We start from the raw sequence: 21018 nt of genomic DNA on the forward strand, positions 1-21018 counted from the left end.
GGGTGGAAAACCCTCCTTGAAGCAGGGGGTGCGGGGGGCGGCAGCCCCCCGCCCTCGGTCGCCCGAGGCACGAGGGCGAAACCCTGACGCCTCAATCCAGGGCCGTCTCGGTCGGAGCGGTCGCGGCATTGGCGGTGTCGACCGCGGCATCGATGGCTTCGCGTTCCGCGTCGCTGAGCCCGCCCCACCAGTAGCGCGAGGCGAGGATCGCCCGGGCCGGGATGATCACGCCCGGATCGGCGTCATTCCTGACGAAATCGGTCTGGCCGACGCTGATCGCATGAAGGGCAGCGCGGCATAGGCGAGGCGCCAGTCTTTGAGGGCGGCGAGGGCGGTGAGGGTGCCGACCAGGCATTTGCCCAGGGGCGGCGGGACCAGCAGGTCATCTGGCCGGTCTCCAGCACCGGATAGGGCGAGATGCAATGCCCCTCGGTGATCGGATTGCGGGGCGCTAAATTTGAAAAGCGCGATGGCACTGGGCAGCGGGCCGGGCGCCATCGGGTAGGTCCGGCACCCTGCCCCTCGGTCAGGACCGGGGCGTGTCGCGCGGCCGGACTTCGGCCAGAAGGGAATCGACGATCTGGCGGCGCAGGGCCTTCTGCCCTTCCTCCGAGAAGAAGCCTTCGCCGAAGAGCGCGGAAAAGGTCGGCCGATTCGAGACGTTGAAGAAGCTCAGCGCGCTGATCTGCCAATGCAGCGCCACCGGGTCGAGCCCCGGGCGGAACAGGCCCTCGGCCTCGCCCCGGCGGCAGATGTCGCGCAGCTTCTCGATGGCCGAGACGTTCATGTTGCGGATCACCTCGGAGGCGGCGAGGGTCTCGGCGTTGTGGATGTTCTCGATCATCACCATGCGGATGAAATCGGGATTGCTGCGGTGGTGGTCGAAGGTGAAGGCGACGAGCCGGGCCAGAGCCTCGTCCGGGGGCAGCGTGCCGAGGTCGAGCTGATCCTCGCCCGCGCGGACCTTGGCATAGGCGGCTTCGAGCGCCCGCATGTAGAGGCCCATCTTGTCGCCGAAATAATAGTAGATCATCCGCTTCGATGTCTGGGTCCGCGCTGCGATCTCGTCGATGCGGGCGCCCGACAGGCCGCTTTCGGAAAAAACCGCGACGGCGACGCGCAGGATGTCCTCCTGCACGGCCTCGGGGTTCTGTTTCCAGCGTCTCCTCGCCCCCTCGGCGGCCTCTGAAGTCACGGATTTTCCTCCTCTATCCCGACCCGGGCCCGAGACTAGCACAGGGCGCGGGGCGCGGACAGGCAGCAAATTAACCGGCTGGTATATTCTCTTGCAAAATTGTACCAACTGTTACATTAAGGGGAAAAGCAGCTGGGAGGAGACCCGCGTGCATCGTCAGCAAGACCCGGCCAGCACGACGGTCCGCGTGGGCCTGATCGGGCGGGGCATCCAGAAATCGCGCACCCCCGGCATGCACGAGGCCGAGGGACAGGCGCAGGGGATGACCTATCGCTATGACCTTTTCGACACCGCCGCGGGCACGCCGGACGATCTGGCCGGGATCCTCGACCGGGCCGAGGCCGAGGGATACGCCGGCCTCAACGTCACCTACCCCTACAAGCGCGCGGTGATGGCGCTGCTCGACACGCTCTCGCCCAATGCCGAGCGGGTCGGCGCGGTCAATACCGTGGTCTTCCGGAACGGACGGCGGCAGGGGCACAACACCGATGCCTGGGGCTTCGCCGAAGGGTTCCGGCGCGGCCTGCCGGGGGCGGGGCTGGACAGGGTTCTGCTGCTGGGTGCGGGTGGCGCGGGCGGGGCGGTGGCGCATGCGCTGGTCGATCTGGGCGCGCGGCGGCTGTTGATCCGCGATACGGCGCGGCCCGCGGCCGAGGCGCTGGTGGCCTCGATCAACGCCCATGCCCGGGCCGAGATTGCCCGGGTCACCGAGGACGGGGTCGCCGAGGCGGACGGCATCGTCAACGCCACCCCCGTCGGCATGCTGGCCCTGCCCGGCACGCCGCTGGACCCTTCGGCGCTGAGCCCGCACCACTGGGTCGCCGATATCGTCTATGTGCCGCTGGCGACCGCCCTTCTGACCGCGGCCGCGGCGCGGGGCTGCCGGGTGCTGAGTGGCGAGGGGATGGCGGTGTTCCAGGCAGTCCGGGCCTTCGAGCTGTTCACCGGCCGCCCCGCCGATCCCGAGCGGATGCGCGCCACCTTCCACCGGCTGGGCGCCACGGCGGGCATTCAGGCGTCGGGGGTTCAGGCATGAAGACCGGGATCGCCACCGTCTCCATCTCCGGCACTCTGGAGGAGAAGATCGTCGCCATCGCCGCGGCGGGTTTCGACGGGATCGAGATCTTCGAGCAGGATTTCATCGCCGACACCCGCTCGCCGCGCGAAGTCGGGCGGCGGATCCGCGACGCCGGGCTGGAGCTGCTGCTGTTCCAGCCGTTCCGCGATTTCGAGGGGCTGCCGGGCGATCTGCGGCGCCGGGCGTTTGACCGGGCGGAACGCAAGTTCGACCTGATGCAGGAGCTGGGGACCGATCTGGTGCTGGTCTGTTCCTCGGTCCATCCCGAGGCGCAGGGCGGCATCGACCGCTCGGCCGAGGATTTCGCCGAACTCGGCGCCCGGGCGGCGAAGCGCGGCCTGCGGGTGGGCTACGAGGCGCTGGCCTGGGGCCGCCATGTCAACGACCACCGCGACGCCTGGGAGATCGTGCGCCGCGCGGATCATCCGAATGTCGGGCTGATCCTGGACAGTTTCCACACGCTGGCCCGAGGCACCGATCCCGACACGATCCGCCGCATCCCGGGCGACCGGATCTTTTTCGTCCAGCTGGCCGATGCGCCGCGGATCGAGATGGATCTGCTCTATTGGTCGCGGCATTTCCGCGCGATGCCCGGCGAGGGCGATCTGGATGTGCAGGGGTTCATGCGGGCGGTGATGGCGACGGGCTATGCCGGGCCGATCAGCCTTGAGATCTTCAACGACCAGTTTCGTGGCGGCAAGACCAAGCAGCTGGCACGGGACGGCCACCGTTCGCTGGTCGATCTGATGGATGCGGTGCGCCGGGCCGAGCCGGGGCTGACGGTCGATCTGCCGCCGATGCCCGCGCCGGTGCCGCCGCAGGGCACGGCCTATGTCGAATTCGCCACCCGCGGCGCCGAGGCCGAGGCGCTGGCGGCAACGCTGTCGGGCCTTGGTTTCGCGCAGACCGGGCGGCATGTCGGCAAGGATCTGACGCTCTGGCAACAGGGCGGGATCCGGCTGGTCCTGAACCACGAAAGGTCCGGGCATGCCGAGGCGATCTTCACCACGCATGGCACCAGCGTCTGCGATCTGGGGCTGAGCGTCGCCTCGGCCGCGGACACGCTGGACCGGGCCCGGGCGCTGGGGGCCGAGGTCTTTGCCCAGCCGCGCGGCCCGGCCGAGATGGAGATCCCGGGCATCCGGGGCCTTGGCGGGTCGGTGCTGCATTTCCTCGACGAGGGCAGCGGGCTGGACAAAGTCTGGGTCCGGGAATTCGGCGCCGGGTCCGATCCGGTGCCGGGGGTCGGGCTGCGGCGGGTCGATCACATCGCCCAGACCATGAGCTATGACGAAATGCTGTCGTGGTCGCTGTTCTACACCTCGCTTTTCGCGATGAAGAAGGCGCCGATGGTCGATGTGATCGACCCCGACGGGCTGGTGCGCAGTCAGGCGGTGGCGGCGCCCGGCGGGGATTTCCGCATCACGCTGAACGGGGCCGAGACGCATCGCACGCTGGCCGGCGCCTTTCTGGCGGAGAGTTTCGGCGCCATCGTCCAGCATCTGGCCTTCGCCACCGACGACATCCACGCCACGGCCGAGGCGCTGGCGGCGCGCGGATTCGAGCCCTTGCCGGTCTCGGCCAATTACTACGACGACCTCGCCGCCCGCTTCGACCTGCCGCAGGCCGAGATCGCGCGGCTCCGGGCGCTGAACCTGTTTTACGACGCGGATGGGCGCGGCGGGGAGTTCCTGCAGCTCTATTCGCGGCCCTTCGCGCATGGGCTCTTCTTCGAGATCGTCGAGCGGCGCGGTGGGTACGACGGCTATGGCGCGGCCAATGCGCCGGTCCGCATCGCCGCGCAGAAGCGGCTGGGGCGGCCCAAGGGGATGCCTTCTTCCTGAAAGCGCGACATGAAGGGATAGATAATCTCTGACATTCTTGATATTGACCTATAGATCATAGAATGCGGAACTGAGAACGACCGAATCTGAACCGACGTCAAAGGGAGGAAACCATGACGCCCATTACCCGCCGCGCGGCCCTTGCCACCGGGCTTGCCCTCACCACGGCCCTGACCGCCGCGCCGCTCTTTGCCCAGAACCGGCCGGTCCTGCGCCTGTCGTCGGTGGTGTCGAACAACGACATCCGGGCCGAGGCCTTTGCCGCGATCTCGGAAGCGGTCGCGGCCGAGTTCGACCTGCAGGTGTTCAATGGCGCCACGCTGGTGTCGCAGGGGACCGAGCTGATCGCCCTGCAGCGCGGCAACCTGGAAATCGGCCTGGTGGCGCCGCAGACCATCGCCGAACAGGTGCCGGAATGGTCGATCGTCACCTCGGCCTATCTGTTCAATGACGTCGACCACCTGCAGCGGGTCTTCGACAGCGAGGTCGGCGAGCAGCTGCTGGCGCTGACCGAGGGGATCGGCATCCATGTGCTGGCGCCGGTCTATTTCGGCACCCGCCAGGTCAACCTGAAGCCCGAGATCGAGGTGCAGACGCCCGCCGATCTGAACGGCCTGACCCTGCGCATGCCCGGCGGTGACGCCTGGCAGTTCCTGGGGTCGGCCATCGGCGCAAACCCGACGCCGCTGGCCTATGCCGAGGTCTATACCGCGCTGCAGACCGGGGCCATCGACGGCCAGGACAACCCGCTGCCCAACGATTACAACATGCGCTTTTACGAGGTCACCTCGCAGATCGTCATGACCGGGCATCTGATCGGCTTCGACGTGCTGGCCGTCGCCAATGACACCTGGAACGGCATGACGCCCGAACAGCAGCAGCTGCTGCAATCGGCCGTCGACACCGCCATCGCCGAAAGCACCGAGCGTCACCTGGCGCGCGAAGCCGAGCTGGTGCAGTTCTTCCAGGACCAGGGGCTGCGGGTCTATGAACCCGACCGCGCCGCGTTCCGCGAGTATGCCCAGGCGCGCTATCTGGAAAGCGAGTTTGCCGCCAGCTGGCCCGAGGGCATGCTGGAGGCGATCAACGCCCTGGCCGAGTAACACCGCCTGCGGCAGGCGGGGCGGCGGGCGGCAGCGCCTGCCCGTCGCCCCGCCTTCATCGGAGATGCCCGAATGACACCCCCTGCCCGCAGCTGGACCCGACTTGCCGCGACCCTGGCCGATACCGTGCCCGGGATCCTGCTGGCGATCATGTTCCTGTGCTTCATCCTTCAGGTCTTCATGCGCTACGTCATGGGCAGCCCGGTCGGCTGGACCGTCGAGGTCTGCGTCATCGCCTGGCTGTGGGTGATCCTCTGGGGCCAGTCGGTCTCGGCCCGGGAAGAGGACGAGATCCGCTTCGACATCGTCTATGGCGCGGTCCCGCCCCGGGTGCGGCGGGTCTTCCGGGTGATCTTTGCCACGGCGCTGGTGGCGATCTATGCCATCGCCATCCCGGCCAACTGGGACTTCGTGACCTTCATGAAGATCCAGGACACCGCCTATTTCGACATTCCCTTCAGCTGGGTCTTCTCGATCCTGATGGTGTTCCTGGTCGTCTCGATCCTGCGCTACGCCTGGATCGGCTGGAGCGCGCTGACCGGGCGCGAGGTGCCGGCGGGCGAGGCCGCCCCCCATGAGGCGACACGCAAGGATTTCACCGAATGAGCTGGCAGTTCGACCTTATCGTCGCGGTGATCGTGCTCACCGCCGTCCTCGGCCTGCCCATCGGGCATGCCATGCTGGGCTCGTCGATCCTGTATCTGCTGCTGATGGGCCGGGACATGTCCATCGCCACCGAGCAGATGCTGAACGGGCTCTATGGCTCCTATGTGCTGCTGGCGATTCCGCTCTTCATCTTCGCTGCGGACCTGATGAACGTGGGATCTCTGTCCGACCGGTTGCTCGATTTCTGCAAGGCGCTGGTCGGGCGGTTCCGGGGCGGGCTGGGCCATGTCAACGTCGTCTCGTCGCTGATCTTTTCCGGCATGTCGGGCTCGGCCATCGCCGATGCCGTGGGCATGGGACGGATCATCATCAACCTGATGACGCGGGACGGGAAATACCCCGGCGCCTATGCCGGGGCGATCACCGCCGCCTCGGCCATCATCGGGCCGATCATCCCGCCTTCGATCCCGATGGTGCTGTTCGCGCTCGTCTCGGATACCTCCATCGGCTACCTGTTCCTGGGCGGGGTGATGCCGGGGCTGATCCTGGGCGTCCTGCTGATGATGGTGAACGCCTGGCAGGCGCGGGTCCATGACTACCCGGTCGAAGAGCCGGTGCCGCTGCGCGAGATCCCGCGCGTCACGCTGCGCGCCCTGCCCGCCCTGCTGATGCCGGTGATCCTGCTGGTCGGCATCTATGGCGGCATCACCACCCCCACCGAGGCCGCCGCGCTGGCCGCGCTCTATGCCTTCGTCGTCTCGACGGTGTTCTACCGCTCGGTCAGCCTGCGTCAGGCCTTCGACACGGTGCGCCAGAGCGCGCGGTCGACCGCCAGCGTCGGCTTCCTGATCGCCGGGGCGCTGGCCTTCAACTATGTCGTCACGGTCGAGCAGGTCCCCAACGTGATCCGCGACTCGCTGGGCGACACGCAGCTCACCTGGTTCTCGTTCCTGCTGATGGTCAACGTGATCCTGCTTCTGCTGGGCTGCGTGCTGGAGGCCAATGCGATCCTGCTGGTGATCGTGCCGATCTTCCTGCCGACCGCCATCTCGCTGGGCGTGGACCCGGTGCATTTCGGCGTCATCGTCGTGGTCAACACGATGATCGGCCTCGCCACCCCCCCCTATGGGCTTTTGCTGTTCGTCGTCTCGTCCATCACCAAGGCCCCGACCGGCGCCACCATCCGCCACCTGCTGCCGTTCCTGGCGGTCATGGTGCTGGGGCTGGCCATCATCACCTTCGTTCCCGACCTCATCCTCTGGCTGCCTCGGCTTTACGGCTACAGCGGCTGATCCCCCCGGAGACCTGAATGTCCGACCCGAAAACCATCCTCGTCATCAACGGCCCCAATCTGGACATGCTGGGCACCCGCCAGCCCGAGGTCTATGGCCACGACACGCTCGCCGATGTCGAGGCGCTCTGCCGCCAGACGGCCGAGGCTCAGGGCATCGCCGTCGATTTCCGCCAGAGCGACAGCGAGGCCGAGATCATGGGCTGGATCAAGCGCGCGCGGGGCACCGCGGCGGGCATCCTGATCAACCCGGCCGGCTTCACCTCGACCTCCATCGCCATTCTGGATGCGCTGCTGATCTATGATGGCCCGATCATCGAGGTGCATATCTCGCCGCTGTTCCGCCGCGACGAATTCCGGCACCTGTCCTATGTGTCGAAGGCCGCGACTGCCAAGATCGAGGGGTTCGGCATCCAGGGCTATGCCTTTGCCCTGACCCGGCTGGCCCAGCTGTCGCGCGCGGCCTAGGAGGGGATCATCCCCGTCGCCAGCACGTAATCCATGCCCGCCTGCACGTGATCGACCAGAAGCGCGCAGGCGGCATCCGCCTCGCGCGCCAGCACCAGATCGCGCAATTCGCGGTGCTGCTGCGCCACGCCTTCGCCACGGAAATCCAGCACCAGCATGTGATAGCGCGCGTAGCGGTCGAAGACCGAGGCATGGGTCTGCATCAGCGCCTCCTGCTGGCAGGCGGCGATGGTGGCGTGGTGAAAGCCCCAGTCATGGCGCACCCAGCGCTCGACCGAGGCGCGGTTGCCGGCCATCAGCTCGGCCTCGATCACCGACAGCGTGTAATGCGCGGCAACGACCGCGCCCTGCCATTCGAGATCGCCCTCGGCAATCGAGCGTCTGAGCGCGGTGGTTTCCAGCAGGATGCGCAGATCGGCCAGTTCGCGCAGATCGGCCCGGCTGATCGCCGCGACGCGAAAGCCGCGCTGGCCTTCGGCGGTGACCAGCCCCTCGGCCGCCAGACGGCTGAGGATCTCGCGCAGGGTCGAGACGCTGGCGCCATAATCGCCGCGCAACAGATCCGGCTTCAGCTTGGCGAGCGGCTTGAGCCGCCCGTTGACGATATCCGCCCTGAGCCGACGATAGGCCAGATCGCCAATCGTCTCGCCTTCGCGGGCAACGGTTTCGAATCTGAGAAATTCCATAGGTTCGACTTTATATCCGACAAACCCGGCGAAGAAGCCGAATGTCGGGGGGAAAGTCAATTGGGCTTGGGTCGGGTCACAGATGCGGATGCACGCCGCCCGAGACGGCCAGCACTTCGCCGGTGACGAAAGCCGCCTCGTCGCGCAGGAAGAAGGCGACGGCGGCGGCGGTTTCCTCGGGCTCGGCCAGCCGCGGGATGAAGCTGCCCGCGACCAGACGCGCGACCTCGGCCGGAGGCATGTTGCGGGTCACCGAGGTGTTGGTCAGCCCGGGCGCCACGCAATTGACCGTGACATGGGGCGCAAATTCGGCGGCGAGCGTGCGGGTGAGCGAGGCGACGGCGGCCTTGGCGGCGGCGTAATCGGCCTGCCCCTTCTCCCCGCCGAAGACGATGGAGGCGGTGTTGACCACCCGGCCGAAGCCCCGTTCCAGCATGCCGGGGACCAGCGCCTGCATCAGGTGGAAACCGCCCATCAGGTTCAGATCGAAGGTCTGCCGCCAGCGGCTTTCGTCCATGGTCAGGAATGGTTGATAAAGCTCGGACGAGCGCAGGCCGCCGACCAGATTGACCAGCAGGTCCACCCGGCCGAAAGCCGCGAGCGCCGCAGCGGCAACCGCCCCCGCCTCGGCGGCGAGGGTCACGTCGGCGCGCTTAGCCACCACCAGGGGCGCATCGGGGAGGGCGCGCAGCAGGGCGGCGGTTTCCTCCAGCCGACGGGCGGAGATGTCGGTCAGCATCAGCCCCGCCACGCCCTCGGCCGCCAGCCTCAGCGCCACGGCCCGGCCCATCGGCCCGCCCGCGCCCGAGATCAGGGCGATACGGCCCCGGCTCACAGCCCCATCTCGTCGCGCAGAAGCTTCCGGAGCGCGAATTTCTGCACCTTGCCCGAGGCGGTGGCGGGCAGCGCCTCGCGCAGTTCCAGCCGCTCGGGCCAGTATTGCGTGGCAAAGTGATGGGCTTTCAGATGCGCCTGCATCGCGTCGAAACTCAGCGACTGGCCGGGCTTCGGTACGACGAAGGCGCAGGCCCGTTCTCCCAGCCGCTCATCGGGATAGCCGACGATGGCGACGCTCTGGACCGCGGGATGCTTGAAGAGCGCGGCCTCGACCTCGACCACCGGGATATTCTCGGCGCCGCGGATGATGATGTCCTTGGACCGGCCGCAGATGCGGATATAGCCCGCCGCGTCCATCCGGGCGATGTCGCCGGTGTCGAACCAGCCTTCGGCATCGACATTGTTCCACTGCGGCCGCTTCAGGTAGCCGCCGAAATTCGAACATCCCCGAACGAACAACTCGCCCTCGATCCCGGGGCCGCTGACCGGCCGCCCCTCGCGGTCGCGGATCTGCAGCTCGATCCCCGGCAGCGGCACGCCATCGGTTTCCGCCGCACGCTGGGCCGGATCCTCGGGCAGGACGGTCGTCACCGCGCCGTTCTCAGTCATGCCCCAGGCCGAGATGACCCGCGCGCCCAGCACCCGTTGCGCGCGCTCCACCACCGGGCCCGGGATCACCGTCCCGGCGCAGAGGAAGATCCTGAGCGAGGCGGGATCGGTGCCCAGATCCTCGACCGCGCCTGAAAGGTCGATCAGGAACGGGGTGGAGGCCATGGTCCAGGTCACGCCGTCGCCCTCGATTGTGCGGGCGGCCAGCGCCTTGTCCCAGCTGTCCATCAGCACGAAGCGCGCTTTCAGCATCAGGGGAAGCAGCAGCCCGTACATGAACCCGGTCTGGTGGGCCATGGGCGAGAACATGAGGATCACGTCGTCGCCGCCCATGTGCAGCCGCTCGGCAAAGGGGGCGAGGTTGGCGTACATCGTGTTCGCGGTGTGCATGACGCCCTTCGGCTCGCCCGTGGTGCCCGAGGTATAGATCAGCTGGCAGACGTCATCGGGGCCGAGGCGGGTGTCGCGGGTGATCGTCGCGCGCTGGCTGTCGAAGGCGGGGTTGCAGAGGAGGGCGTCGAAGCTGTTCGCCCCCTCGCCCCCCGCCACGACGATGTGGGCCAGCGCGGGGAGGGTTGGTTTCAGCCCCTCGGCCATCGCCTCGTGATCGAAGCCGCGGAAGGTCTTGGGGACCAGGAACACCTTGCTCTCGCCATGCTTCAGCATGAAGCCCAGCTCGTGCTCGCGGAAGATCGGCATCACCGGGTTGAAGACCGCGCCGATCCGCGAGCAGCCGAGGTAGCTCGCGACGAATTCCCAGCCGTTCGGCAATTGGCAGGTGACCACATCGCCCCGGCCCACGCCCAGCGCCCGCAGGCCCAGCGCGGCGCGGTCGGCCAGCATGTCCAGTTCCGCCCAGCTGAGGTCCCGCCGCGCGCCACTCGCGGTGGTGATCGCCGATAGCGCCAGCGCATCGGGATGCGCGGCAAGGCAGGCGTCGAAGTAATCGTCGGCGGTCCTGTCCAGCCAGAGGCCAGCGGCGATCATCGCGGCCCGGCGGGGCTCGATGAGAACGGCGTCGAAATGCATGATCTTCCTCCCGAGACGAAGGGGATTGCCCCCTGTTGGATCCGGGCGCCCTCCCCGACGCCCGGGCTCGACGGGCCTCAGCCCGCGACGGCCTGACGGCCTGCCCGTTCCCGGGCGATGATGTTCTTCATGATGTGCGCGGTGCCGTCGCCGATCTGCAGGCCCAGCACGTCCCGCAGCCGTTGCTGAAACGGCAGCGTGTCGGAATAGCCGGCGTGGCCGTGGATCAGTAGGCAGGCATGGATCGCCTCATAGGCCAGAAGCGGCGGCCACCATTTGGTCATCGCGGCCTCGGCCGTGTGCGGCAGGCCCTGATCCTTGAGCCAGAGCGCGTTGTAGGACATGAGCCGCGCGGCCTCGACCTTGGTGTCGAAATCGGCCAGCTGATGCGTCACGCCCTGATAGGCGGCCAGCGGTTTGCCGAAGGCCTGACGCTCGCGGATATAGGCCCAGGTCTCATCGAGGCTGGCGCGGGCGGTGCCGAGGCATTGCAACCCGATCAGGCTGCGCGAGAAGTCGAAACCCTGCATGACCTGGGCAAAGCCCTTGCCCTCGTCGCCCAGCAGATGGTCGGCGGGGACTCTGACGTTATCGAACCAGATCGAGCCATGGCCGATGGAATTCTGGCCCATGTTCGAGAATTTCGAGGTGGTGATGCCGGGCAGATCCAGCGGGATTAGGATCGCCGAGACACCATGCGCACGGTCCTCCGGCCTTCCGGTGCGGGCGAAGGTGATGACGCCCTTGGCCAGCTGGTTGGCGGAAATCGAGGTCTTTTCGCCGTTGATGACGTAGTGATCGCCGACCCGCTCCATCTTCAGGCCCAGATTGGCGGCGTCCGAGCCGCCCTTGGGTTCGGTCAGCGCGATGGCCAGCATGTGCTCGCCCGCGACGAGCCCGGGCAGCCAGGCCTCGGCCACCTGTTTCTGCGCGAAGCTGGCGAGGATATGGCCGTTCAGCGAGGCCAGAAGCGAGACATAGCCGAAGGTGAAATCGGCCTTGCCCAATTCCTCGATGATGGCGCCGGAATAGAGATAGGGCGCGCCCATCCCGCCATAGGCCTCGGACAGTTCCGGGGCGATGAGGCCCAGTTCCCCCATCTCGCGCAAAAGCGCGGTGTCGAAACGCCCCTCGCGTTCGCGGACCAGATAGCCGGGCGCCACGCGGTCCTGCGCGAATTTGCGGGCGAGGTCGCGGATCTGGTCCAGCTCCTCGGTATCGAAAATCGTTCTCATTCAATCCTCCCAGAACCGGGGGGCGCAGCGGGCGCCCCCCGTTCGCCTCAACGATGGAACTTGCGGAAATCGGGCTTGCGCTTTTCCTTGAAGGCGATGCCGCCTTCCTTGCTCTCGTCGGTGTCGTAATAGAGCGAGAGCCCCAGCATCCCGAGACCGGCGATGCCGCGCTGATGCTCGGTGTCCATGTTGAAGCTGCGCTTGGCGAGCGCGATGGCGGTCGGGGACTTCTCCATGATCTCGGCGCACCATTTCTCGACTTCGGCGTCGAGCTGGTCATCCGGCACGACGGCGTTGACCAAGCCCATGGCCAATGCCTCAGGGGCCTTGTAGCGGCGGCACAGATACCAGATCTCGCGCGCTTTCTTCTCGCCCACCACACGGGCGAGGAAGGCCGTGCCATAGCCCGGATCGACCGAGCCGACCTTGGGCCCGACCTGCCCGAATTGCGCGCTTTCCCCGGCGATGGTGAAATCGCAGATCGTGCACAGCACGTTGCCGCCGCCGATGGCAAAGCCGCGGACCTTGGCGATGACCGGCTTCGGCACGTCGCGGATGATCGTGTGCAGGTCTTCCATCGGCAGGCCGATGGTGCCGCGGCCGTCGTATTGGCCCTCATGCGCCGATTGGTCGCCGCCGGTGCAGAAGGCCTTGTCGCCCGCGCCGGTTAGGACGATGACGCCGACCGACTTGTCCCAGCCCGCCTTGTTGAAGGCGTGGATCAGCTCCTCGCAGGTCTGGCCGCGGAAGGCGTTGTATTTGTCGGGGCGGTTGATGGTGATGGTGGCCGCACCGTCCTTCACCGAATAGAGGATGTCCTGATAATCCATGATCTTACCCGTGCATGGTCAGGCCGCCGGAGACGGAAATCACCTGGCCCGTGATGAAGGAAGCCTCGTCCGAGGCGAGGAAGGCGATGGCGCCGGGCAGGTCCTCGGGCTTGCCCAGACGGCCCAGCGGCACGGCGCGGGTAAAGGCCTCGCGCAGCTTTTCCTTGTTGCCAGCGCTGTCCATGAAATTCTCCAGCATGCCGGTCTCGGTCACGCCGGGGCAGACGCAGTTGAAGGTGATGCCCTGGCGCGAATGCTCGCGCGCCAGCGTCTTGGAAAAGGCGATGACCCCGGCCTTGCAGGCGGCATAGACGCTTTCGCCCGACGACCCGCCGCGCCCGGCGTCCGAAGCGATGGAGACGACGCGACCCGATTTGCGCTCGACCATCTTCGACAGCACCGGATGGGTGATGTTGAGGACCGCGCGCAGGTTGATGTCGATGATCTTGGACCAGAAGTCTGGGGTGGATTTCAGGAAGGGGACAAAGAGGTCCCAGCCCGCGTTGTTCACCAGGATCTCGATGGGGCCGAAATCGGCCTCGATCCGCTCGACGGCCTGCTGGCAGGCGGCGAGGTCGGTCAGGTCGAAGGCCAGCGCCAGCGCCTCGCCCCCCTGCCCGCGGATGCGGTCGGCCACGGCTTCGGCCGCGCTGTGGTTGATGTCGGCGACGACGACTTTCGCGCCATCCTCGGCAAAGCGCAGGCAGGTGGCCGAGCCGATCCCCCCGCCGCCGCCGGTTACGACAACAACTTTCCCTTTCAGACCCTTCACGGCGATCTCTCCTGTTCCCGAAGTCATTGGCCCGGGCCCGGATCCGCGCCTGCCCGCCCCTTGCGTGGCACGCAAAGCCGGTGAAACCGGTGCGAATCCCTCCCTGTCCTTGGGGTCCATGGTTAGGGGAGGCTCGATTTTATGTCAACTACTTTACATATCATCCAGCAACGCACGAGGCACGACGACGCCTTGACGTTGCGATGCAGCCCGGGGATAGTGGAAAAATGAAGCAAGACATTGACCAATCCGGCTCGTTGACTGCGGATCTGCAGAACCGTCTCGCGTTCCGGCTCTATCAATGCGCCAACCAGCTGAACAAGACCGGCACCCGCTGGCTGGACCGCCATGACGTGACCACGCAGCAATGGGCGGTGCTGGGCGCGCTGGTGCGCGAACGCTGGGTCAACGGCATTGCCGTGCGGGATCTGGCGAAGCTGCTGATGGTCAGCCGCCAGAACCTGACCGGCGTGCTGTCACGGCTGGAAGCGCGGGGCTGGATCGAGCGGGTGGTCGACGTGAACGACAACCGCTCGCGGCTCATCAAGCTGACGCCGGTCGGCTGGCAGCGTTGGGCCGACATGCAGGAGGACATCGCCTCGTTCTACAAGGAATCCATGGGGAACCTGTCGAACAACGACATGATCCACATGCTGCATTACCTCGACATCCTGCGCGAGAATTTCCGCGCCATCGACGAGGCGCAGGGCGGCGAGGAATAGCCCCGCCGCCCCGCCCTGCTTCAGCCCGCGTAGCCCGGGCGCGGCACCATGCCCATCAGCGCCTGCGACAGCCCCCCATCCACCACGATCTCCTGCCCGGTGACATAGGCGGCGCGGGGCGAGGCGAGGAAGAGCACGGCCTCGGCCATGTCGAGCGGCGTGCCGATCCTGCGCAGCGGCACCACGGCCTCGCGCCGGGATTTCACCGCGGGGTCGTCGTAGAAGCGCTGCGACAGCGGCGTCAGCACCAGCCCGGGGCTGACCACGTTCGAGCGGATCCCCTCGGGCCCCAGCTCAAAGGCCAGTTGCCGCGACAGCATCGCCATCGCCGCCTTGCCGGGGCTGTAGGCGCCGGAAAAGGGCTGCGGGTTGCTGGCCGAGATCGAGGCGACATGCACCAATGCCCCGCCGCCCCGCGCCCGCATCTGCGGCACCAGCGCCTGCACCATGCGCAGGGCGCCGGTCAGGTTGATGTCCAGCATCGCCTGCCAATCGGCGATGGGCACGCTCTCCAGCCCGCCGGGCTTGAGGATGCCCGCGTTGTTGACGAGGATATCGGCGCCGCCGTGGCGCCCGGCGATGGCCGACGCCGCCGCCGCGACCGCCCCGGCGTCGCCCAGATCGCAGGCGATCCCCTCGGGGTCGCTGGCGCTGCGGTCGACGGGAATGGCGATGGCGCCCGCGTCACGGAAGGCCTGAACACAGGCCATGCCGATCCCGCCCGAGCCGCCGGTGATCACCGCGACCTTGCCCTGAAGTCCCAGCCATTCCATCTCAGGCCACCCCGGCGATATGGCGGGCGGTGACATAGCCGAAGGTCATGGCCGGCCCCAGCGTGATCCCGGCGCCGGGGTAATTCCCCCCCATGACCGAGGCGCGGTCGTTGCCCACGGCATAGAGCCCCGGGATCGGCTGACCCGACATATCCAGCACCTGCCCCTTCGGCGTGCACTCCAGCCCGTCGAAGGTGCCGAGATCGCCCATCACCATCTTCACGGCATAGAACGGCCCCTGCCGGATCGGCGCCACGCAGGGGTTGGGCTTGTGCTCGGGATCGGCGAGGTAGCGGTTGAAGGCGGTGGAGCCCCGGTGGAATTCCGGGTCCTCGCCGCGGTCGGCGCCCGCGTTGAAGCGGCTCACCGTCGCCTCGAAAGCGGCCGGGTCGATGCCGCAGGCCCGGGCCAGTTCGCCCAACGTGCGGCCCGATTTCAGATAGCCGTTCCTGAGGAAACGGCCGATCGGCATCGGCGCCGGTTTCACGAAACCGAGCCCGTATTTGCGCAGGGCGTCGCGGTCGGCGATCAGCCAGCAGGCGGTCTCGGCCTGACCGGCGCAGGCGGCGATCATCGCCGCGCCCACGTCGTGGTAGCTGTTGCTTTCATTGGTGAAGCGCTTGCCATTGGCCAGAACCGCGATGATCCCCGGCTTGTAGCGGTCGATCAGATGCGGGAAGGGCGCGTGCTTGCCGCCGCCCAGGGGCACCTGCGACACCGGGATCCAGGCCGAGGCGGCGGGCAGCCGCGTCTCGAAACGGGCGCCTGCGCCCTGCCCCAAAGTGATGCCATCGCCGGTGTTGTCCTCGGGCACCGGGGACAGGTGCTCGCCCCCCTGCCGCAGATGCGGATAGGCCGCGCGGATCCGCGTGAGGTCCTGCGCGAAACCGCCCGCAGCCAGCACCACGCCCTTGCGGGCGGTCAGGGTGACGGGGCCTTGGGGCGTGGCGACCTCGACCCCCGTCACGCCCTCCGCCCCGTGGATCAGCCGTAGCGCGGGGGTGTCAGTGTGGATCCCGATCCCGAGGTCGAAGCAGCTTTTCGCCAGCCGCGCCGCCAGCGCATTGCCCGAGGTCACGTTGACCCCGCGCCCGTAGCGCGCCAGTTCGACGAAATGCGCGGCGAGGCGTTTGGCGACATAGACGAAAGACCGCGCCGATTTCGTCGCGTTGAAGAAATGCTTGATGTCGGCGTTCGAGGAATTGAACATCATCCCCATGAAGGTGATGGTCTTGAGCGGCGGGCGCAGCCGTTTCAGGTTCGCACCCAGCGCCGAGGCGTTGAACGGCGCGGCCAGGACCGAGCGGCCGACCTCGACGCCGCCCGGCGCGTCGGGGTGGTAATCGGGATAGAGCGTCGGCACGAAGGCCACCGCCGTCTCGCGCTCGAAGAAATCCAGCATCTTCGGCGCCTGATCGAGGTAAAGCTCGACCGCTTCCTCGTCATAGAAATTGCCGGTCTCGGATTTCATGTAGGTCCGGGCGGCCTCGCGGGTGCTGGGGTCACGCGGGTTGCCGGGGATCCACAGCACGCCGCCGGAAAAGGCCGTCGTACCGCCGAAGACCGGCGCCTTCTCGATGATGGTGACCTTGAGACCCAGCTTGGCCGCCGTGATGGCCGTGGCCATCCCCCCGGCGCCCGCGCCCACCACCAGGACGTCGCATTCGCGCTCCATGCCCTCTCCTCCGAAGCAGATTTCGGTCAAGGAACACCACGATCCGTCCAAGGACAGAATGGACGGAAATCGGCATTTATTGCACGATGCACCAAAGCCCCGAGGGAGGAGGCAAAGCGATGGACTGGACCGGCACCGGGATACCGAGTTGTTTTCTTTACGGAGATTCCGCGCCCGATGTGGAAATGGATTTCCTGCATATCGAGCGAATCCTCGAACGCAGCGGGCGTCACGATTGGACGATTCCGCCACATATCCACCCCGACCATGTGCAGATCCTGCTGGTCGAGAACGGCGGCGGCACCCTCAGGGTCGAGGGCGAGGATTACCCGGTGCCCCGGGGCTCGCTGGTCGTGGTCCCGGCCGGGCTGGTGCATGAATTCCACTTCGTGCCGCGCACCGACGGGGTGGTGATCAACGCCGCCATGCCCTTCATCGCCCGGCTGACGCAGGAAATGGTGGATGTGGCGCAGGCCCTGACCCAGCCCGCGGTCTATGGGCTGGAGACGCCGCCCCGGGCGTTGGATCACGCGGCGACGCTGTTTCACAGCCTGCTGGAGGAATACGTCCTGTCGGTGCCCGGCCGGGTGCGGGCCATCGAGGGCTATCTGCAACTGATCCTGATAACCGCCATGCGCCGCCACCGCGCCGCGCAGCCCGACATGCGGCCCTTGGCGCAGGACCGCGATTACGCGCTGCTCTGCCGCTATCGCACGACGCTGGAACAGAATTTCCGTCACCAGAAGTCGATGGAGTTCTATGCCGGGGAGCTGGGCGTCACCGTGCAGCGGCTGACCCAGGCCTGCCGGGCGCGCACCGGGCGCACGGCTTCGGAACTCCTGCACGAGCGGCTGGTGGTCGAGGCCAAGCGCCACCTCGTCTATATGGCGCGCAGCGTGGCCGAAGTGGGATATGAGCTGGGGTTCGAGGATCCGGCCTATTTCAGCCGCTTCTTCTCGCGCCGGGTCGGGATGGCGCCGGGCGAGTACCGGCGCTGCCGACAGGACGAGAAAGCACAAGAAATCACCGCCTGAGTCCCTGTCGCCTGGCCCGCTGCCGTGCAGACTGCCACCCGCAACGGAAGGGGGGCGCGATGATCTTTGAATGGCGCAGCTACGATCTGGGCGTCGGCAAGGCGTTGGAATACCTGAACCTCTTCAGCCGTGAGGGGGTCCAGTACGCGACCCGGCACCTGCCGATGGGCGGCTACTGGCTGGCGGAATCGGGACCGCTCAACCGCATTCATCACCTCTGGATCTACGACTCGCTGGCCGAGCGCGACGCCTGCCGCGCCGGTCTGGCGCAGGAAACCGGCTGGGTGCAGGGCTTCATGCCGCGCGGTTTCCCCCTGATCGTGCGGCAGGAAAACCGGCTGATGCGGCTGGAACGCGGCTCTGACGCGCTGGAGAGGGTGGTGGCGGGGCGGCTTCGGACGCATCCGGCGCTGGCGGAGGGAGCGCCCCTTTTCGCGCCGGGGTTCCAGAGCCTGACCTTCGGCACCGCCCCGGCGGAGGCGCTGGCCATCTGGCGGGTCGAGCAGGGCGAGAACCCGGGCGAGATCCTGGCGCTGAGCCCCGGCACCCCGCCCGCGCCCGACGGCGCGCGCGCGCATCAGCTGCTGCGCGCGCTCGGCGTCTCGCCCCTCAGCTAGCGTCGCCCGCCGCGCCGAAGGCCATCCAGCCCGCATCGACCGACAGCGTCGCCCCGGTGATGGCCGAGGCGGCGGGCGACAGCAGGAAGGCCACCGCCGCGGCGATCTCGGCCGGTTCGATCAGGCGGCCCATCGGGCAGCGTCTCTCGATGGTGCCGGGGTCGAGCAACCCGTCGGCGATCAGCTTGGCGACCAGTTCCGTGCGGACATAGCCGGGCGCCACGGCGTTGACCCGGATCCCCTGCCCCGCCCATTCGCAGGCGAGCGACCGGGTCAGCGCCACGATCCCGGCCTTGGCCGCGCCATAGCCGTTGCGCCGGGCAAGGCCGGTCAGCGCGGCGATGGAGGCCATGTTGACCATGGCCCCGCCGCCCGTCATGGCCCGCGCCGCCTCGCGCGCGACGAGGAAGGCGCCGGTGAGGTTCACCTCGACCAGCTTGCGGAAATGGGCGCCGCTCTGGTCCAGCGTCGGCAAATTGGCGTCGCCGATGCCCGCGTTGTTGACCAGCGCGGTGACGGGGCCAAGGGCGGCGACCCGGGCCAGAGTGGCGACAACCCCCGCCTCGTCCGTCACGTCGCAGGCAAGGCCCAGATGGCCGGGGCCGAGCGCCTCGGCCCGGGCGGCGGCCTTCGCGCCGTCGAGGTCAAGGAGCGCCAGACGATACCCGGCGGCGGCGAGGGTCTGGGCGCAGGCCCAGCCGATCCCCTCGGCACCGCCGGTGATGATCGCGGTTCCGCTCATGTCAGTTCATCAGGTTGGGCAGCAGCAGGATCAGGTCCGGGAAGGCCACGATCACGCCGATGATCACGATCTCGCCCAGCAGGAACGGTGCCACGCCCTTGAAGACGCTCTCCAGCGGGATGTCCGGGCGGATGCCGTTGACCACATAGCAATTGAGGCCCACGGGCGGGGTGACGACGCCCACCTCGATCAGCTTGACAAGGAGGATCCCGAACCACACCGGGTCATAACCCAGCGCGACGATGGAGGGGAAGACGACCGGCAGGGTCAGCAGCATCATGCCCAGCCCGTCCAGGATCATGCCCAGAAGCAGATACATGACGATGATCGCCGCCAGGATCACCCAGCGCGGCACATCCAGATGCGTGACGCTGTCCGCGACCGAGGCGGGCAGGCCGGTGAAGGCGAGGAAGCGCACGAAGACCATGACGCCCCAGATCACCATGAAGATCATCGCCGTGGTCTGCACGGTGTCGAGAAGCCCGTGGCCGAATTCCTTCAGCTTCATGCGCTTGCGCATCGCCATCAGGAGAATGATCGCCGTGGCGACGCCCGCCGATTCGGTGGGGGTCATCCAGCCCATGTAGATGCCGACCAGAATGACGCCGACGACCGAGAAGACGCCTGCCACCTGCGGCAGGGCGCGGATCTTCTCGATCATCGGGACGGCGGGCTCGATCGGGGCCAGCCCCGGGCGCAGCTTCACCACCACGGTGATGACCAGAAGGTACACGACCACCGACAGGATGCCCGGCAGGAAGCCCGCCAGCAGCAATTGGGCGACCGAGGTCTCGACGATGATGCCGTAGATCACCAGCAGCGCCGAGGGCGGGATCAGCGCGGCGAGCGTGCCGCCGACCGCCACCACACCCGCGGCGAAGGCGCGGTCATAGCCGCGTTTCTCCATCTCGGGCAGCGCGAGGCGGGTGAAGACGGCGGTCGAGGCGGTCGAGGCACCCGAGACGGCGGCGAAACCTGCCGAGGCGAAGATCGTGGCGGTGGCAAGGCCACCCGGCGCCCGGCCGACCCATTTGCGGGCCGCGTCATAGGCCGAGGTGGTGATGCCCGCATGCATGGCCAGGAAACCGATGGCCACGAAGAGGGGCAGCACGCTCAGCGAATAGCTAGCCGAATTGGCGAAGGGGATCATCCCCGCCAGCCCCTCGCCGACCGAGGGGTTGCGGATGTAGCTGATGCCGACGATGCCAACGAAGGCCGAGGCGAAGGCCACCGGCACGCCGAGGATGACGAGAAGCACGAGGGCGGCGATGCCCAGATAGCCGATAGTGATAGGATCCACGGGCTTACCCCTTGTCCGCGTTCAGGGCGGCCGTCGCGGGCCGGGTGATGCCGAAGACCAGCGACGAGGCGCGCGGCCGGGCCAGCAATCGCAGGGATTCGATCAGTTGCAGCACCAGCCGCGCCAGCAGCAGCGACAGCGAGACGGTGACGAAGCTGATGCCGATCCAGGTCGGGATATGGATCTCGGCCGTGTCGGCGCCGCTGCGCCAGGCGCGTTCGAGAAACCCGGTCGAGCCCTGCATCAGCACCCAGACCGCCCAGGCGGCGACGGCATAGGTCAGCACCTCGGCCAGCCAGCGGGGCCGGTTTTCAAGCCGCCCGGTCAGGATGGTCATCCGCACATTGCCGAATTTCGACTGGGTATAGGGGATGCCCCCCGCCGCGGCGATGGCCATCATCTGCGAGACGATGTCGATACTGCCCCGGATCGGATGGTTGAAGGCCGAGCGCCCGACGACCTCGGCGCAGACGACGACCATGAGGCCCATGATCACCAGCCCGGCCACCAGGCCGAAACTGCGTTCGATGAACCCCAGGATCTTGTGGATTGCCTCGATCAGCGCTTGCATG

At 67.5% G+C, this 21018-nt stretch carries 22 protein-coding genes; 9 read left to right on the top strand and 13 right to left on the bottom strand.

Annotation, left to right across the window (positions count from 1 at the left end; genetic code table 11):
* Positions 1-91: 91 nt before the first annotated feature.
* Both VDQ18_RS02095 and VDQ18_RS02100 read right to left on the bottom strand, forming a co-directional pair.
* Positions 92-229, bottom strand: coding sequence for a hypothetical protein (locus VDQ18_RS02095; protein ID WP_323019361.1), 138 nt, complete (start codon positions 227-229; stop codon positions 92-94).
* Between the two features lie 297 nt (positions 230-526).
* On the bottom strand, positions 527-1195 hold the full coding sequence (locus VDQ18_RS02100) for a TetR/AcrR family transcriptional regulator (protein ID WP_323019362.1): 669 nt from the start codon (positions 1193-1195) through the stop codon (positions 527-529).
* A 148-nt stretch (positions 1196-1343) separates the two neighbouring features.
* On the opposite strand from VDQ18_RS02100, the gene VDQ18_RS02105 reads away from it, so the two are divergent.
* The 6 genes from VDQ18_RS02105 (at position 1344) to VDQ18_RS02130 (ending at position 7585) form a co-directional block, all read left to right on the top strand.
* On the top strand, positions 1344-2231 hold the full coding sequence (locus VDQ18_RS02105; protein WP_323019363.1) for a shikimate dehydrogenase: 888 nt from the start codon (positions 1344-1346) through the stop codon (positions 2229-2231).
* A complete protein-coding gene (locus tag VDQ18_RS02110) occupies positions 2228-4117 on the top strand; it encodes a bifunctional sugar phosphate isomerase/epimerase/4-hydroxyphenylpyruvate dioxygenase family protein (RefSeq protein ID WP_323019364.1) in 1890 nt (629 codons plus the stop codon). The genes VDQ18_RS02105 and VDQ18_RS02110 overlap by 4 nt, the downstream gene beginning before the upstream one ends.
* A gap of 113 nt (positions 4118-4230) precedes the next feature.
* Complete coding sequence (gene dctP, locus VDQ18_RS02115) at positions 4231-5220, top strand: TRAP transporter substrate-binding protein DctP (RefSeq protein ID WP_323019365.1); 990 nt, start codon at positions 4231-4233, stop codon at positions 5218-5220.
* Between the two features lie 72 nt (positions 5221-5292).
* Positions 5293-5826 carry a TRAP transporter small permease gene (locus tag VDQ18_RS02120; protein WP_323019366.1) on the top strand — a complete coding sequence of 178 codons (534 nt, stop codon included), beginning with the start codon at positions 5293-5295 and terminating at the stop codon, positions 5824-5826.
* The gene (locus tag VDQ18_RS02125) at positions 5823-7118 is read left to right on the top strand and encodes a TRAP transporter large permease (RefSeq protein ID WP_323019367.1); all 1296 of its coding nucleotides are present in this window, start codon (positions 5823-5825) and stop codon (positions 7116-7118) included. Before VDQ18_RS02120 ends, VDQ18_RS02125 begins: the two co-directional genes overlap by 4 nt.
* Before the next feature lie 17 nt (positions 7119-7135).
* Positions 7136-7585: a type II 3-dehydroquinate dehydratase gene (locus VDQ18_RS02130; RefSeq protein ID WP_323019368.1), complete on the top strand. Its 450-nt coding sequence runs from the start codon at positions 7136-7138 to the stop codon at positions 7583-7585.
* Here VDQ18_RS02130 and VDQ18_RS02135 read toward each other — a convergent pair.
* The 6 genes from VDQ18_RS02135 to VDQ18_RS02160 form a co-directional block, all read right to left on the bottom strand.
* Positions 7582-8271, bottom strand: coding sequence for a GntR family transcriptional regulator (locus VDQ18_RS02135; protein ID WP_323019369.1), 690 nt, complete (start codon positions 8269-8271; stop codon positions 7582-7584). The two genes, VDQ18_RS02130 and VDQ18_RS02135, sit on opposite strands and share 4 nt — an antisense overlap.
* Positions 8272-8347: 76 nt before the next feature.
* Positions 8348-9106, bottom strand: coding sequence for an SDR family NAD(P)-dependent oxidoreductase (locus VDQ18_RS02140; protein ID WP_323019370.1), 759 nt, complete (start codon positions 9104-9106; stop codon positions 8348-8350).
* Positions 9103-10746 (bottom strand): cyclohexanecarboxylate-CoA ligase, encoded by a 1644-nt coding sequence (gene aliA / locus VDQ18_RS02145; RefSeq protein WP_323019371.1) that lies wholly within the window; start codon positions 10744-10746, stop codon positions 9103-9105. The genes VDQ18_RS02140 and aliA overlap by 4 nt, the downstream gene beginning before the upstream one ends.
* Positions 10747-10823: 77 nt before the next feature.
* The gene (locus VDQ18_RS02150) at positions 10824-11981 is read right to left on the bottom strand and encodes an acyl-CoA dehydrogenase family protein (protein ID WP_323019372.1); all 1158 of its coding nucleotides are present in this window, start codon (positions 11979-11981) and stop codon (positions 10824-10826) included.
* A 47-nt stretch (positions 11982-12028) separates the two neighbouring features.
* On the bottom strand, positions 12029-12811 hold the full coding sequence (gene badI / locus VDQ18_RS02155; protein ID WP_107754622.1) for a 2-ketocyclohexanecarboxyl-CoA hydrolase: 783 nt from the start codon (positions 12809-12811) through the stop codon (positions 12029-12031).
* Between the two features lie 4 nt (positions 12812-12815).
* Positions 12816-13583: a glucose 1-dehydrogenase gene (locus tag VDQ18_RS02160; protein WP_323019373.1), complete on the bottom strand. Its 768-nt coding sequence runs from the start codon at positions 13581-13583 to the stop codon at positions 12816-12818.
* A gap of 227 nt (positions 13584-13810) precedes the next feature.
* Between VDQ18_RS02160 and VDQ18_RS02165 the strand changes: the two genes are divergently transcribed.
* Complete coding sequence (locus VDQ18_RS02165) at positions 13811-14305, top strand: MarR family winged helix-turn-helix transcriptional regulator (protein ID WP_107754623.1); 495 nt, start codon at positions 13811-13813, stop codon at positions 14303-14305.
* A 20-nt stretch (positions 14306-14325) separates the two neighbouring features.
* Here VDQ18_RS02165 and VDQ18_RS02170 read toward each other — a convergent pair whose 3' ends face one another.
* Both VDQ18_RS02170 and VDQ18_RS02175 read right to left on the bottom strand, forming a co-directional pair.
* Positions 14326-15078 carry an SDR family oxidoreductase gene (locus tag VDQ18_RS02170; protein WP_323019374.1) on the bottom strand — a complete coding sequence of 251 codons (753 nt, stop codon included), beginning with the start codon at positions 15076-15078 and terminating at the stop codon, positions 14326-14328.
* Position 15079: 1 nt separating this feature from the next.
* The gene (locus VDQ18_RS02175) at positions 15080-16753 is read right to left on the bottom strand and encodes an FAD-dependent oxidoreductase (RefSeq protein ID WP_323019375.1); all 1674 of its coding nucleotides are present in this window, start codon (positions 16751-16753) and stop codon (positions 15080-15082) included.
* Between the two features lie 185 nt (positions 16754-16938).
* On the opposite strand from VDQ18_RS02175, the gene VDQ18_RS02180 reads away from it, so the two are divergent.
* Complete coding sequence (locus VDQ18_RS02180) at positions 16939-17787, top strand: helix-turn-helix domain-containing protein (RefSeq protein ID WP_323019376.1); 849 nt, start codon at positions 16939-16941, stop codon at positions 17785-17787.
* 59 nt (positions 17788-17846) lie between these two features.
* On the top strand, positions 17847-18404 hold the full coding sequence (locus VDQ18_RS02185; protein ID WP_323019377.1) for an NIPSNAP family protein: 558 nt from the start codon (positions 17847-17849) through the stop codon (positions 18402-18404).
* On the opposite strand, the gene VDQ18_RS02190 is transcribed toward VDQ18_RS02185, so the two are convergent.
* Genes VDQ18_RS02190 through VDQ18_RS02200 form a run of 3 tightly spaced genes read right to left on the bottom strand, consistent with a single transcriptional unit; the run spans position 18397 to position 21017 of the window.
* Positions 18397-19146: an SDR family oxidoreductase gene (locus tag VDQ18_RS02190; RefSeq protein WP_323019378.1), complete on the bottom strand. Its 750-nt coding sequence runs from the start codon at positions 19144-19146 to the stop codon at positions 18397-18399. The genes VDQ18_RS02185 and VDQ18_RS02190 overlap by 8 nt on opposite strands.
* 1 nt (position 19147) lies before the next feature.
* The gene (locus tag VDQ18_RS02195) at positions 19148-20446 is read right to left on the bottom strand and encodes a TRAP transporter large permease (RefSeq protein WP_323019379.1); all 1299 of its coding nucleotides are present in this window, start codon (positions 20444-20446) and stop codon (positions 19148-19150) included.
* A gap of 4 nt (positions 20447-20450) precedes the next feature.
* On the bottom strand, positions 20451-21017 hold the full coding sequence (locus VDQ18_RS02200) for a TRAP transporter small permease (RefSeq protein WP_323019380.1): 567 nt from the start codon (positions 21015-21017) through the stop codon (positions 20451-20453).
* Position 21018: the final 1 nt, after the last annotated feature.

It is taken from the genome of Pararhodobacter sp., from assembly GCF_034676075.1.
In the GTDB taxonomy this organism is placed as follows: Bacteria; Pseudomonadota; Alphaproteobacteria; order Rhodobacterales; family Rhodobacteraceae; genus Pararhodobacter.